Source organism: Novosphingobium olei, from assembly GCF_012927405.1.
Classification (GTDB): Bacteria; Pseudomonadota; Alphaproteobacteria; order Sphingomonadales; family Sphingomonadaceae; genus Novosphingobium; species Novosphingobium olei.
Genome location: NZ_JABBGM010000005.1, coordinates 180199 through 192283, shown reverse-complemented (window position 1 = coordinate 192283; position 12085 = coordinate 180199). Strand labels below are relative to the sequence as shown.

14 protein-coding genes are annotated in these 12085 nt (G+C 62.2%); 8 read left to right on the top strand and 6 right to left on the bottom strand.

The features are described 5' to 3' along the window. Nucleotides 1-11: 11 nt before the first annotated feature. Nucleotides 12-458, top strand: a complete 447-nt coding sequence (locus HHL27_RS12875) for a globin domain-containing protein (protein ID WP_169493993.1) — start codon at nt 12-14, stop codon at nt 456-458. On the opposite strand, the gene HHL27_RS12870 is transcribed toward HHL27_RS12875, so the two are convergent. Then, nucleotides 455-778, bottom strand: coding sequence for a hypothetical protein (locus HHL27_RS12870; RefSeq protein ID WP_169493832.1), 324 nt, complete (start codon nt 776-778; stop codon nt 455-457). The two genes, HHL27_RS12875 and HHL27_RS12870, sit on opposite strands and share 4 nt — an antisense overlap. A 125-nt stretch (nt 779-903) precedes the next feature. Between HHL27_RS12870 and HHL27_RS12865 the strand changes: the two genes are divergently transcribed. From HHL27_RS12865 to HHL27_RS12845, 6 genes are all read left to right on the top strand, one after another. Continuing rightward, nucleotides 904-1335: a CBS domain-containing protein gene (locus HHL27_RS12865; protein WP_169493831.1), complete on the top strand. Its 432-nt coding sequence runs from the start codon at nt 904-906 to the stop codon at nt 1333-1335. Between the two features lie 63 nt (nt 1336-1398). Next, complete coding sequence (locus tag HHL27_RS12860; protein ID WP_169493830.1) at nt 1399-1731, top strand: HesB/IscA family protein; 333 nt, start codon at nt 1399-1401, stop codon at nt 1729-1731. Between the two features lie 2 nt (nt 1732-1733). Next, the gene (gene xth, locus HHL27_RS12855) at nt 1734-2507 is read left to right on the top strand and encodes an exodeoxyribonuclease III (RefSeq protein WP_338114905.1); all 774 of its coding nucleotides are present in this window, start codon (nt 1734-1736) and stop codon (nt 2505-2507) included. 117 nt (nt 2508-2624) lie between these two features. Further along, a complete protein-coding gene (locus HHL27_RS22220; protein ID WP_206069586.1) occupies nt 2625-2765 on the top strand; it encodes a hypothetical protein in 141 nt (46 codons plus the stop codon). Further along, nucleotides 2762-3442, top strand: coding sequence for a peptide-methionine (S)-S-oxide reductase MsrA (gene msrA / locus HHL27_RS12850; protein ID WP_338114897.1), 681 nt, complete (start codon nt 2762-2764; stop codon nt 3440-3442). Before HHL27_RS22220 ends, msrA begins: the two co-directional genes overlap by 4 nt. 44 nt (nt 3443-3486) lie before the next feature. Then, on the top strand, nt 3487-3945 hold the full coding sequence (locus HHL27_RS12845) for a Fur family transcriptional regulator (RefSeq protein ID WP_169493992.1): 459 nt from the start codon (nt 3487-3489) through the stop codon (nt 3943-3945). A gap of 25 nt (nt 3946-3970) precedes the next feature. Here the strand turns inward: HHL27_RS12845 and HHL27_RS12840 are convergent, their stop codons facing one another. Continuing rightward, on the bottom strand, nt 3971-4504 hold the full coding sequence (locus tag HHL27_RS12840; RefSeq protein ID WP_169493827.1) for a GNAT family N-acetyltransferase: 534 nt from the start codon (nt 4502-4504) through the stop codon (nt 3971-3973). 87 nt (nt 4505-4591) lie between these two features. Between HHL27_RS12840 and dxs the strand changes: the two genes are divergently transcribed. Continuing rightward, on the top strand, nt 4592-6514 hold the full coding sequence (dxs, locus tag HHL27_RS12835) for a 1-deoxy-D-xylulose-5-phosphate synthase (RefSeq protein ID WP_169493826.1): 1923 nt from the start codon (nt 4592-4594) through the stop codon (nt 6512-6514). A 27-nt stretch (nt 6515-6541) separates the two neighbouring features. Here dxs and HHL27_RS12830 read toward each other — a convergent pair whose 3' ends face one another. The 4 genes from HHL27_RS12830 to HHL27_RS12815 are packed head-to-tail and all read right to left on the bottom strand — an operon-like array spanning nt 6542 to nt 11869. Further along, a complete protein-coding gene (locus HHL27_RS12830; RefSeq protein WP_169493825.1) occupies nt 6542-7222 on the bottom strand; it encodes an NnrU family protein in 681 nt (226 codons plus the stop codon). Nucleotides 7223-7279: 57 nt separating this feature from the next. Further along, nucleotides 7280-8674, bottom strand: coding sequence for an amidohydrolase family protein (locus tag HHL27_RS12825; protein WP_169493824.1), 1395 nt, complete (start codon nt 8672-8674; stop codon nt 7280-7282). Beyond that, nucleotides 8671-10068 carry an amidohydrolase family protein gene (locus HHL27_RS12820; RefSeq protein ID WP_169493823.1) on the bottom strand — a complete coding sequence of 466 codons (1398 nt, stop codon included), beginning with the start codon at nt 10066-10068 and terminating at the stop codon, nt 8671-8673. Before HHL27_RS12820 ends, HHL27_RS12825 begins: the two co-directional genes overlap by 4 nt. Before the next feature lie 13 nt (nt 10069-10081). Continuing rightward, nucleotides 10082-11869 (bottom strand): peptide MFS transporter, encoded by a 1788-nt coding sequence (locus HHL27_RS12815; protein ID WP_169493822.1) that lies wholly within the window; start codon nt 11867-11869, stop codon nt 10082-10084. Nucleotides 11870-12085: the final 216 nt, after the last annotated feature.

Here is a 12085-nt window from a genome sequence, read left to right as displayed (position 1 = left end):
ATGAGGCAAGCATGCGCACCGCAAGTCCAGAAGCCATAGCAACGGTCAAGGCCACCGCCCCTGCGGTAGAGAAGCATGGCCTGGCGATCACAACCGCCATGTACAAGCGTCTATTCCAGGACGAGGAAGTTGCCGCGATGTGCGATCGCGCTGCGCAGGAGAGCGGCGAGCAGCCAAAGCGGCTGGCCGCGGCCATCCTCGCCTATGCAAAGAATATCTACAAGCTTGGCAATCTTGGCCCTGCCGTGCAGCGCATGGTGGCTCGCCATGTCGAAACAGCGGGGAAGGCAAGCCACTATCCCTTGGTCGCCAACGCATTGCTCCCTGCAATTCGGGATGTTCTCGGTAGCGAGGTCGCAACCAACGAAGTGCTGGCATCTTGGGGAGAGGCTTACTGGATGCTGGCCGACATCCTCATCGCGGCCGAAAAAGAGGCGTACGCGGACATCGCCGCCTAACGATCAGGTCCACCCCATTCGATCTCGTCGTCGAGCGGATCGTCGATGGATTCGTCGTGCCCCGTTCCGCTCGATAGGAAAACGAGACCCATGAGCGCGGCCATCAGCATCATTGTCAGGCCGATGCCGAGGAACGTCGCTATATAAAGGTGGATCGAAACCAGTCCGAACTGCGACCACAAGTAGGCCCAGACCAGAAATATCGTGACCAGCGTCGCGGCGCCCATGCCCCACATCAGCATGCGATAGCGTCGCCATGCATGCGACGCGTTGTGCGGATTGTCGAGCGGCGAGGGGCGCGGCACGGGCGGTCTGGGCATGGCGTGCGATATGGTTCTTTGCAGATGGCGGGGCAATGCTTTGACACCGGCTGCAAACTTGGCATCATCGCGAATGGCCGGAGACGGGCAAACCGTCCCGACCAAGATAAGATAAGGAGGATGCCATGACGATTGCCAGGCTCATAGCCGGCCGTTCGGGCGAAGTGTGGCGTGCCAACGCCGAAGACAGTGTCGCCGATGCCATTGCCCTGCTCGCCGAAAAGCGTATCGGCGCGGTCCCCGTCGAAGACCAAGGCACGCCCGTTGCCGGGATATTTTCGGAACGCGACGTTCTCTACTGCCTCAGGGCACACGGGCCGACCGCGCTGCAGATGAAGGTGCGGGATGTGATGACCGCGCCCGTCATCAGTGTCGCGCCGAATGACAGCGTCCTCCATGCTCTGGGCTTGATGACACGTCGGCGGATCAGGCATCTGCCTGTCATCGATGGCGATCGAATGGTTGCGTTCATTTCGATCGGCGACCTGGTGAAGCATCGACTAGATTCCATCGAGGCGGAAGCGCACGCGATGCGCAGCTACATCCAGTCGGCCTGAACTGCAGGAAATTTGGGCCACAGGGCGCTTGAGCAAGCGCGTTTGCGCTCCTATCTCGCTGGCATGAGCGAACCAGCCGTGATCCTCGCACCGAGCGCCGCCGCGCGCGTCGCCGCCATTGCCGCAAAGCAGGCTAAGCCTGCGATTCTGCGCCTGTCGGTCGAAGGGGGCGGGTGTTCGGGCTTCCAATACAAGTTCGGCCTTGCCGATGCCCCAGAGGCTGATGACACTATCGCCGAGACAGATGGCGTCAGGCTTCTGGTGGACGCCGTCAGCCTAGACCTCGTCAGCGGCGCCACGGTCGAGTATGTCGAATCGCTCGGCGGTGCGGCCTTCCGGGTGACCAATCCCCAGGCAGCGTCCGGCTGCGGTTGCGGCGCGAGTTTCAGCGTGTGACAATCAAGGTCGCAAGCTTCAACATCAACGGGATCAAGGCGCGCCTGCCGCGCTTGCTCGAATGGCTGGAGGAAACGCGCCCGGCAGTGGCCTGCCTGCAGGAAATCAAGACCCAGGACGAAGGGTTTCCTGCCGCAGAGTTCGAGAAGATCGGTTACCATGCGATCTGGCATGGCCAGAAGGGGTTCAATGGCGTTGCGATCCTTGCCGATGGGGTCCAGCCGATCGAAGCCCACCGCGGTTTGCCGGGTGACCCCGAGGATGAGCACGCGCGCTATCTCGAGGCCGATGTCATGGGTCTTCGCGTGGTGTGCATCTACCTGCCGAACGGGAATCCGCAGCCCGGACCCAAGTTCGATTACAAACTGCGCTGGATGGAGCGTTTGCGCGAACGCATGCGTGAACTGCTAGCTGAGGAACGTCCTGCGCTCGTCATTGGCGATTACAACGTCATTCCCGAAGACAAGGATACCTTTTCGGTTCGTGCCATGGCGACCGACGCGCTGATGCAGCCCGAATCGCGCGACGCCTATCGCCGTCTCCTCAATGATGGCTGGACCGACGCGATCGATCTCCACAATCCGCAGGGTGGGGTCTGGACCTTCTGGGACTATCAGGCCGGAGCCTGGCAGCGCGATCACGGCTTCCGGATCGACCACGCGCTGCTGTCGCCAGCCCTTGCAGATCGACTGCAGGCTGCCGGTGTCGACAAGACCTATCGTGGTCGGGAAAAAGCGAGTGACCACGCGCCGATCTGGGTTGCCCTTCGCGACTGACATTTCAGACAGTCTGGCGAATACGAATATTCGCACCACCTGTGCGTCCGTTCACAGCGGCGTCAGCTTTTCGGCGGCAAAGCGCCTGCCAACAAATTTACACCATGGATCTTGATCATGCGTCTCTTTGCCAAGGACTTCTATCGCTCGCTTCTGCTGGGCTTTGCCATCGGTTCGATCGGCATGGGAGCGACGATCGCCGTCAAGGTCCACGCCAGCGAAGCAGCGGCCCCATCCGCCATGGGTCAGGGGCAGTGAAGAGCGCGCGTTCACGCCTTGGCGTGGCCGTGCTGGCTCTTGTGATCAGCGCATGCCAGCAACCCGCCATGGCGGAGCAGGCGTATCGAGCGCCGGACGCTGCGGTGCGTGCGAACGAGACGCCCGGGCGCCATACCGCGATTTTCGCCGGCGGCTGCTTCTGGGGCATGGAGGCCGTCTTCAGCCACCTGAAGGGCGTTTCCAGTGTCGTATCCGGATACACCGGCGGCAATCGCGTGCAGGCTGATTACGAGACGGTCAGCAGCGGGACAACGGGACATGCCGAATCGGTCAGGGTTACCTACGATCCCTCGGTCATCCGCTATGACCAGTTGCTGCAGGTCTTCTTCGGTGTTGCGAGCGATCCGACCCAGCTGAACAGGCAGGAGCCGGACGTGGGCACCCAGTATCGCAACGCGCTGTTTCCGGCCGACAAGGAGCAGGCGCGCGTGGCTGCTGGCTACATTGCGCAGCTGCGCAGGCTCGATCCCTGGAAGCGGCCGATCGTGACGCGCATCGAAGCGTTCAAGGGCTTCTACCCCGCCGAGGACTATCATCAGGATTTCGCGCTCAAGAATCCGGATCACGGCTACATCCGGCGCTGGGATGCGCCCAAGGTAGCAGCTCTGCAGCGGACCTTCCCGCAGTTCTGGAAGAGTACGTTCACGCCTCGTTGATCACGCAAATTGCGAACCGTCTCGGGTCGTCCTATCTAAGCGAGATGGGCGGCCACCATCATCATCACTTTGCGGGCGAGACTCTGGTCGGCGCGGCGCGCGACGTTCTTGTTGCGGCTGGCGAACAGTGGACCGAAATGCGCGCCGATGTCTTCGAAGCGCTCGCGGTGCATGAGAAGCCGGCGTCGGCCTATGACATCGCCGAGAGCGTCGGAGGGCGGCGGGGCAAGCGCGTTGCAGCCAACAGCGTCTACCGCATCCTGGATTTGTTCGTTCGTACCAATCTCGCCCGTCGGGTGGAAAGCGCCAACGCCTATGTTGCGAACACGCACCCCGGATGCCGCCACGACTGCATCTTCCTGATTTGCGACGCGTGTGGTCAGGTGACGCATCTTGACGACGATCGTCTAACCGGTGCCCTTCGGGAGGCTGCGCAAGGGGCGGGGTTTGCAGATGTACGCCCTGTGGTCGAACTTCGTGGTGTTTGCCGACACTGCGCCTGACGGCGGATCACCGCTCTGGCTGCGGTCAGAGTTGCTTGGACATCCGCTTCAGGGGAACCGGTGCGCCGCCGCGCGAATCTTCGATTTCCTCGATCACGGCGTAGCCCGACACCGTATAGAGCGGCACGCCGGACATCGTCCCCATCAGTTCGCAGGTTGAGAAACCCTCCGCTTTCGCTGCGGCTTCGCAGTGTGCAAGAAGCGCGCGGCCCACACCCCTGCGGGCGTACACAGGTACCGTGTACATGGCCCTTATGCGCGCTGCTTCCGTCGCGGGATCGAGCAAGCGGGGCTCCCGCAAGCCTGTGCTGTGGTCGCCGCCGTAAAGGGTCGCCCTGCGGCTCCAGCCGCCACACCCTGCGATTTCTCCGTCGATCTCCGCCACGAAATAGGTACCGTCATCGACCAGCTGCCGGTCCAGACCCATTACCGCCCGGCTGGACTCCACCTGCTCCGGCGTCAGGAATCCGGCCTGCAATTCGCCGATCGCGGCATCCATCACGCTTCGCAAGGCTTCGAGATCGGCTGGGACGGCTTTGCGGATCGAGATCGCAGACATGGCTGCGACGCTTGCCCTGCTGCCGCCCGGATGTGCAAACGCTTTGTTGTGGTTGGACGTGGCGTAACAAGGGTGTAAGGCGTCTCGATGTCCGCTACTCCGGCCACGCCTCTTCTCGATACCGTCGACACGCCCGACGACCTGCGCAAGCTTCAGCCCTCGCAGCTTCGGCAACTGGCAGACGAACTTCGCCATGAAATGATCAGCGCCGTCGGGCAGACGGGTGGCCACTTGGGTTCCGGCCTGGGCGTTGTGGAACTGACTGTCGCCATTCACTACGTCTTCAACACACCCGACGATCGGCTTGTCTGGGATGTCGGACACCAGGCCTATCCCCACAAGATCCTGACCGGGCGTCGCAGCCGAATTCGCACGCTGCGCCAGGGGGGCGGGCTCTCAGGCTTCACCAAGCGTAGCGAGAGCGAGTACGATCCCTTCGGGACCGCGCATTCGTCCACGTCGATTTCGGCTGCGCTGGGCTTTGCCGTTGCCAACAAGCTGGCGGGCAAGCCGGGGAAAGGCATCGCGGTAATCGGCGATGGCGCGATGAGCGCCGGCATGGCCTATGAGGCGATGAACAACGCCGAGGCCGCGGGCAACCGTCTCATCGTTATCCTCAATGATAACGACATGTCGATCGCACCGCCCGTCGGTGGGCTTTCGGCGTATCTCGCCCGGCTGGTTTCGTCTGGCCCCTTCCTGGGATTGCGGGACACACTGCGCAAGATTTCGCGCCGCCTTCCCGAACCACTGCACAAGGCGGCAAAGAAGACAGACGAGTTTGCCCGTGGCCTTGCCATGGGGGGCACGCTGTTCGAGGAACTCGGCTTCTACTACGTTGGCCCGATCGACGGCCACAACCTGGACCAGCTGATTCCGATCCTTGAGAACGTGCGCGATGCCGCGGAAGGCCCCTGCCTGATCCACGTGGTCACGCAGAAGGGGAAAGGCTACGCCCCAGCAGAAGCCGCCGCGGACAAGTACCACGGGGTTCAGAAGTTCGACGTTATCACGGGCGAACAGGTGAAGAGCGCGGGCGGTCCGCCCAGCTACACCAACGTGTTCGCTCAGGCGCTGGTGGCCGAAGCGGCCCGCGACGACAAGATCTGTGCAATCACTGCGGCCATGCCTTCGGGCACCGGTCTCGACAAGTTTGCCGCGACCTATCCGGAACGCAGCTTCGACGTCGGCATTGCCGAACAGCACGCAGTGACTTTTGCAGCAGGCCTTGCCGCACAAGGGATGCGGCCTTTCTGCGCGATCTATTCGACTTTCCTGCAGCGCGCCTACGACCAAGTGGTCCACGACGTCGCCATCCAGAATCTTCCGGTGCGCTTTGCGATCGATCGCGCGGGGCTTGTGGGGGCTGATGGTGCAACACATGCCGGTTCGTTCGATGTTACCTATCTGGCAACTCTTCCGAACATGGTGGTTATGGCCGCCGCGGATGAAGCCGAACTGGTGCACATGACCCACACCGCCGCACTTCACGATTCAGGCCCGATCGCTTTCCGCTATCCGCGTGGCAACGGCGTGGGCGTGCCACTGCCAGAAGTTCCGCAGAGGCTAGAAATCGGCAAGGGGCGTGTGGTACGTGAAGGCACCAAGGTTGCCCTGCTTTCGCTCGGGACGCGACTTGCCGAAGCGCTCAAGGCGGCCGACCAGCTCGACGCCAAGGGCTTGTCGACGACCGTTGCCGATCTCCGCTTTGCCAAGCCGCTCGATAGCGAACTGATCCGGCGGCTGATGGCCACGCACGAAGTCATCGTGACGATGGAGGAAGGCGCGATCGGAGGACTGGGCGCCCACGTCCTGACGCTGGCAAGCGATGAGGGATTGACCGACGCCGGCTTGAAGATCCGCACGATGCGGCTTCCTGATGTCTTCCAGGACCAGGACAGCCCCGAAAAGCAATACGATGACGCTGGATTGAATGCGGCCCAGATCGTCGAGACCGTGCTGAAGGCGCTGCGCCATAACAGCGCTGGCGTGAACGAGGCTCGCGCCTGATCGAATTCAGGCGCAGGCTTGCGGCTTCTAGAACACGTGTTCCGGCAGAAGGCGCCATATTCCGGCCGGGATGGCGGCAAGCGGGATGTGTACCCAGGTGACCGCGATCCAGGGTAGGATGGCGGCTGCCAGCCACGCGCCGAGTTCACGCGCATGGGCAAGGTTCGGCCAGAACGACGTCCGTTTCACCCACGACCGCCATTCGCTGCCGTAAAGCGCCTTCTTCTTCCCGTCCTGAAGGTGCGACCCGCCCAGTGCGAGGAGGATCACTCCCCCCATCAGCACGAATACGCGGGGCGAAGGCGAGATGATGATGTGCGACACGGCCCACAGCGCGAAGCCCATCATCATGGGGTGGCGGGTGATCTTGAACACCCCGCGTGGAAGCTGGGCGGAAAGGCCGTGTACCTTCGCGCCCGGCAATGCCGGATTACCTGCGAGCGATGCCATGAAGAGTGCAAGCGCTATGAGTGTCAGCACACTGGCGATGGTCCACGGAACGACGGCGTAACCGTCCCACAACACCGGAGATCGCGGGGCATCGCCGAACGCCAGGATAGCCCCTCCGAAGGTAACCAATGCCACCAAAGAATAGAACGCGGGGAAGCCGTTCTTGCCCAGCATCTTGACGAGCGGTGAGCGAAGGGGGTGGGACAGCAGGTAATGGCTGCCAAGAAATGCCGCCATTGCAGCGATCAACCACCCCATCTGGCCAACTCCCCCATTCATCCTCGAACCGCCGGAATGACCGGCGGCTTCAGTATTTTATTGATAGGCCTTGGGCAGCGATCCTTCTTGTGGATTGCGATACCGGTCCCGCAGCCTGGTCTGGTGGTTTACCATGCTCTGTTTGACGCCGTCGATGTAGATATCCACCGGTCCTGATGACAGCTCCAGCGGATCGCCGTCCCAGATGACGACGTCACCGGCAAGGCCCGGCTTAAGGCTGCCGAAGCGCGAGCCCTCTCCGATGATGTCGGCAGGCACGGAGGTAATGGCTGCCAAGGCCTGACCCCACGTCAGCCCACTTGCCCCGGGTAGACGGCCTACCGCGACGAGGTTGCCCGCATACTGAGGGGCATATCGCGGCTGGTCGTTGTCATAGAAGCCTCCCAAGCCGACCTTGACGCCTGCCGCCTGCATGCGGCCCACATTCGACTGAGTGGCGGCCAGCGTTTCGAAGCGTCCAGGAAGATCGGTGATGGCGCTTGCAAGAACAGGAACACCGGCGGCTGCGATGTCGCGCGCGACGCGCCAACCTTCTGCTGCACCGACGATGACCAGCTTGATTGCCGGAAATTCCGACTTGAGACGCAGGACCTGGCGGATGTCGGCTGCCCGTTCCACGTGAACGTAAAGCGGTTGGCGGCCGGAAACCACGGGCACCAGCGCTGCAGCGTCGAACCGAGTCAGCAGCCCGTCGTCGGCGCGTCCCTGCACCGTTTGCGCCATGCGCGGGTCGAGCGGTATGTCATCTCCGGTGCTGGTCGGCGATGCCTTGGCACCACCGATCTTCGATATTCCGGCTCGACGATCGAAATCCGCAGCTTCGCGCAGGGCGTTGCGCAGAACCGTCTGCGCGGCGACTCGGCTGCCACCGGCAAGGTCGGCGCCGCGTTCGCCCAGTTCCACGAACTGGAACGCGCGTGGGCGGTTCACCGGATTGGCATCCGCACCAAGATCTATGATCGCGCCTTGCCCTGCAAATATGGCGTTCGCGGCAACAGGGGCGACGGCCGCGCGAGTGACACCGCCGGCCCGGCTGATCCCGATGGGCGTAGCGTCGGGGTCGATCGCGGCGGATACATCGAGTGCTGCGTTGAAACCCGCCTTGGGTGCATACTCGTCGTTGCTTTCATCGACAGCGCCCACATCGACCAGACCCAGGTCGGTGACTGCGCTGACGAGTCCGGGGGTCACCCATTTGCCGGTACCATCGATCACCTGGATCCCTGCAGGAACGGCCACTCCGGCGCCCGCGGCAACGATCTTGCCGCCCCGCACCACGACTGTGCCGCCCTGGATCGGAGCGCTTCCATCGCCGATCGCGACTGTTGCATTGGTGATTGCGAAATCCTGCGCCTGCTGCGCCAGCACCGGGATCGAGGCGGAAGCGGCGAGCAGGGCAGCCAAGCTGCTGATGAGGGTGCGCGGCTTCACTTCACATCTCCTTCGCCAGGCTGGCCAAGCTCGAAATCGCTGACAGGACGACGCGTGCGGTCCATCGCGTCGAAGAGCATGGCTCCATCGACCCAGACCTTTTCCGGTCGCGAATAGACCGACAGCGGATTGCCGTTCCAGAGAACGACGTCGCCCGCCTTGCCCGGGGCAAGGCTGCCAGTCTTTCCATCAATTCCGAGTGCCTTGGCGGGGTTCAGGGTGAACCACGAGATCACCTGGGCGTCGGGAATGTTGATCCCGATGCGCTTTCCATCGCCCTGGGCCTTGGCTGCTTCCTGGTTGAGGCGCTGGATACCGTATTCGTCGTCCGAGTGGATGATGACGCAGGCCCCGTGGTCCGCGAGCAGGGCGGCGTTTTCGGGAATGCCGTCATAGGCTTCCATCTTGAAGCCCCACCAGTCCGCCCAGATTGCCGAGCAGATGCCGTTTTCCTTCAGAAGATCGGCAATCTTGTACGCCTCGACCGCGTGGTGGAACGCCGAGACCTTGTAGCCGAACTCCTTCGACATATCGATGACCTGCGCCATCTCGTCGGCCCTGTAGCAATGGTTCTGGACAAGGATCTTGCCGGCAAGAACATCGGCAAGCGTTTCCATCGCCAGATCGCGCGAATCGAGCTTTCCGGCGTCGCGCTTCTTCTTGTACTCGGATGCCTTGATCCAGGTCTGCCGATCGACCGCGAAGTTGCCCATGCGGGTAGAGGGCATCTGGCCCTTTTCGCCATATACGCGCTTGGGATTTTCGCCGCAGGCCATCTTCAGGCCATAGGGCGCATCCGGGAACTTCATGCCCTGCACCGTGCGGCTGGGAACGTTCTTGAGCACGACCGATCGACCACCCATCAGGTTGGCCGAGCCTGGCAGGATCTGAAGCGAAGTGACGCCGCCGTTGGCAAGCGCGCGGGTGAAGCCCGGATCCTGTGGCCACACCGAATGTTCGGCCCACACTTCCGGAGTTGTCGGGCTGGTCGCTTCGTTGCCGTCGGAATGCGCCTGCACGCCGGGACTCGGATACACGCCCAGATGGCTGTGAATATCGATCACCCCGGGCGTGACGAACTTGCCGGTGCCGTCAATGCGGCGATGGTCCTGCGGTATGGCCAGGTCGGGTCCGCCGATGGCTTCGACCTTGCTGCCAGAAAGAAGCACCGTCCCATTGTCGATGCGGCCGCCGGCACCATCGTAGACGGTGGCTCCGACAATCGCGACAGCTTCGCCGGGATATGGCTTGTAGGTCGACGGATAGGGATTGTCCTTGAGCTGGAAGCCCGGATCGTCCTGCTTGGGTTTGGCTACGCCGGCGCTGGCCGAAAGGGCGAGGGCGAGCCCCGCCAGTGCATGGCTGGCAAACCTGCCGATGTTTCGTGCTTTCACGTCTGCAACCCCCTTACTTGACGCCGTGCATCAGCTTGCGCAGCGGCGCAGCGAGCAGCAGCAGAACGCCGCCGATGGCGACGGCCGCCCAGCCGATCGTGGTGAACACCGCAGTGTAGGTGTCGAGGCTGACCTTGAGATTGGTCACCTGTCCACCGACGGTCTCGACGCTCGCGACCTGTGCGACAATGCCGGCAACATACTGCGCGACGGAAATCGAGAGGAACCACACCCCCATCATCATCCCCACGATGCGAGCAAGGCTAAGCTTGGTGATCATCGAAAGGCCGACCGGCGAGATGCACAGCTCGGCAACGGAATGGATCAGGTAAAGCCCGGCAAGCCACCAGATCGAAACCTTGAAGTCAGGTCCGGCGAACTTCGCGCCCCACACCAGGAATAGGAAGCCAGCGCCGACGCCCGCCAAGGCAACGCCGAACTTCACCGGGATGGTTGGTTCGATTCCCCGCCTTCCCATCGTCGCCCACAGGATCGACATGAGCGGAGCGAGAATCACTATGAAGATCGCGTTGAAGAACTGGGTCTGCCCGGCAGAGATCGAGAACAGGCCGAAGATTGACAGGTCGGTGTTGCGGTCGGCGAACAAGGTTAGGGACGAACCCGCCTGCTCGAACAGCGTCCAGAACACCGTGTTGAAGACGATGAGCACCATCGCGGCGACCATCATCTGGAACTCGACCTTGTTGCCCTCCTTCCAGGCGTAAAACAGGATTGCCGGCACGCCGATGATGAACGTGCCGAACAGCAGTTTGCCCATCAGCGGAAGCGCCATGATGTACCCTGCAAAACCGGCGCCTTCTGCCGCGGGCGAGGCATTCATCAGGTTCTGGAACAGGAACAGCACGATCGGAACCGCAATCGCCGCGCCGAAGTAGATGAACAGGCTGCGATCCTTGGTCTGACCGGCGGGAGGTTCGCCATAACCGGCAAGGCGGCCGCCATCGAACTGGATCAGGCTCCAGGAAAACACCATGCCGATCGCAGCAAGTCCAAACCCGGCCCACCAGCCCACAGTGTCGGCGAGCAGCGGGCAGAGCAACTGCGAGAACAGCGAGCCGAGATTGATGCCCATGTAGAAAATGGTGAAACCAGCGTCCTTGCGCGTATCACCCTTGGGATAAAGCTCGCCGACCATCGTCGAGATGTTGGGCTTGAAGAAGCCGTTGCCGACGGTAATCAGCGATAGTCCGACAAGAAGGAGCAGGGTGAAGGCGGCCGAGCGCGTCCCTGCGGACTCGAACCCGCCCTTGGCCACCGATCGCGCAACGCTGCCATCGGGCGCGAGAAGCGAGACGGTCCCGTCCTCGTTGCCCTTGATCAGCAGCTTTTGTGCTCCATCGACGACGAAGCGCTTTTCCTGGCCCGTCGCCGTCGGACGATCGATCGTGTTTTCTTCGACGACTTCGTAGCGCTGGCCCTCGATCACCGCGTGCGGCTTTGCCGTTTCGCCGCCGAAGCAGAGGATGAAATATCCGGCGGCCATCATCAGCGCGCCGAATTTCACCGATTTCTTGGAGCCAAGGTAGCGATCCGCGAGCAGGCCGCCCACGAGTGGCGTCAGGTAGACCAGTGCGGTAAACCCGCCATAGAGCCCCGTGGTCGTACTGTCGCTGAACAGGAAGTGTTTGGTCAGGTAGAGAGTCAGCAGCGCGCGCATGCCGTAGTAGCCGAACCGCTCCCACATTTCGGTGGTGAACAGGCGCGCCAACTGTCGGGGATGGCCGAACCAGCCGCTTTCGGCCGCCGATCCCGCCATCGGCTGCTCGCTAGGTGAATTCATGTTCGGAAACGCTCCCCGTCTTTGTTCCGGCAGCACCGCTTCGGTGTGCATGCCAGCCATTCATGCTCGCAAGACTAGCGCGATCGCAGGCTTTGGGAAGAAACTAATTGCAGGTGCAACGGGTTGTTGCCGATCGTATCCGCCAAGGCGTGTAATTGCGCAATCAATCTTCGACAGAGATGAAGCCTGAGCAACAAAATTACGGCGCCTTGCTCT

Coding starts and splice junctions, on each gene's coding strand:
- HHL27_RS12875 (WP_169493993.1), top strand. CDS start 12: ATGCGCACCGCAAGTCCAGAAGCCATAGCAACGGTCAAGGCCACCGCC.
- HHL27_RS12870 (WP_169493832.1), bottom strand. CDS start 778: ATGCCCAGACCGCCCGTGCCGCGCCCCTCGCCGCTCGACAATCCGCAC.
- HHL27_RS12865 (WP_169493831.1), top strand. CDS start 904: ATGACGATTGCCAGGCTCATAGCCGGCCGTTCGGGCGAAGTGTGGCGT.
- HHL27_RS12860 (WP_169493830.1), top strand. CDS start 1,399: ATGAGCGAACCAGCCGTGATCCTCGCACCGAGCGCCGCCGCGCGCGTC.
- HHL27_RS22220 (WP_206069586.1), top strand. CDS start 2,625: ATGCGTCTCTTTGCCAAGGACTTCTATCGCTCGCTTCTGCTGGGCTTT.
- HHL27_RS12845 (WP_169493992.1), top strand. CDS start 3,487: ATGGGCGGCCACCATCATCATCACTTTGCGGGCGAGACTCTGGTCGGC.
- HHL27_RS12840 (WP_169493827.1), bottom strand. CDS start 4,504: ATGTCTGCGATCTCGATCCGCAAAGCCGTCCCAGCCGATCTCGAAGCC.
- dxs (WP_169493826.1), top strand. CDS start 4,592: ATGTCCGCTACTCCGGCCACGCCTCTTCTCGATACCGTCGACACGCCC.
- HHL27_RS12830 (WP_169493825.1), bottom strand. CDS start 7,222: ATGGGGTGGTTGATCGCTGCAATGGCGGCATTTCTTGGCAGCCATTAC.
- HHL27_RS12815 (WP_169493822.1), bottom strand. CDS start 11,869: ATGAATTCACCTAGCGAGCAGCCGATGGCGGGATCGGCGGCCGAAAGC.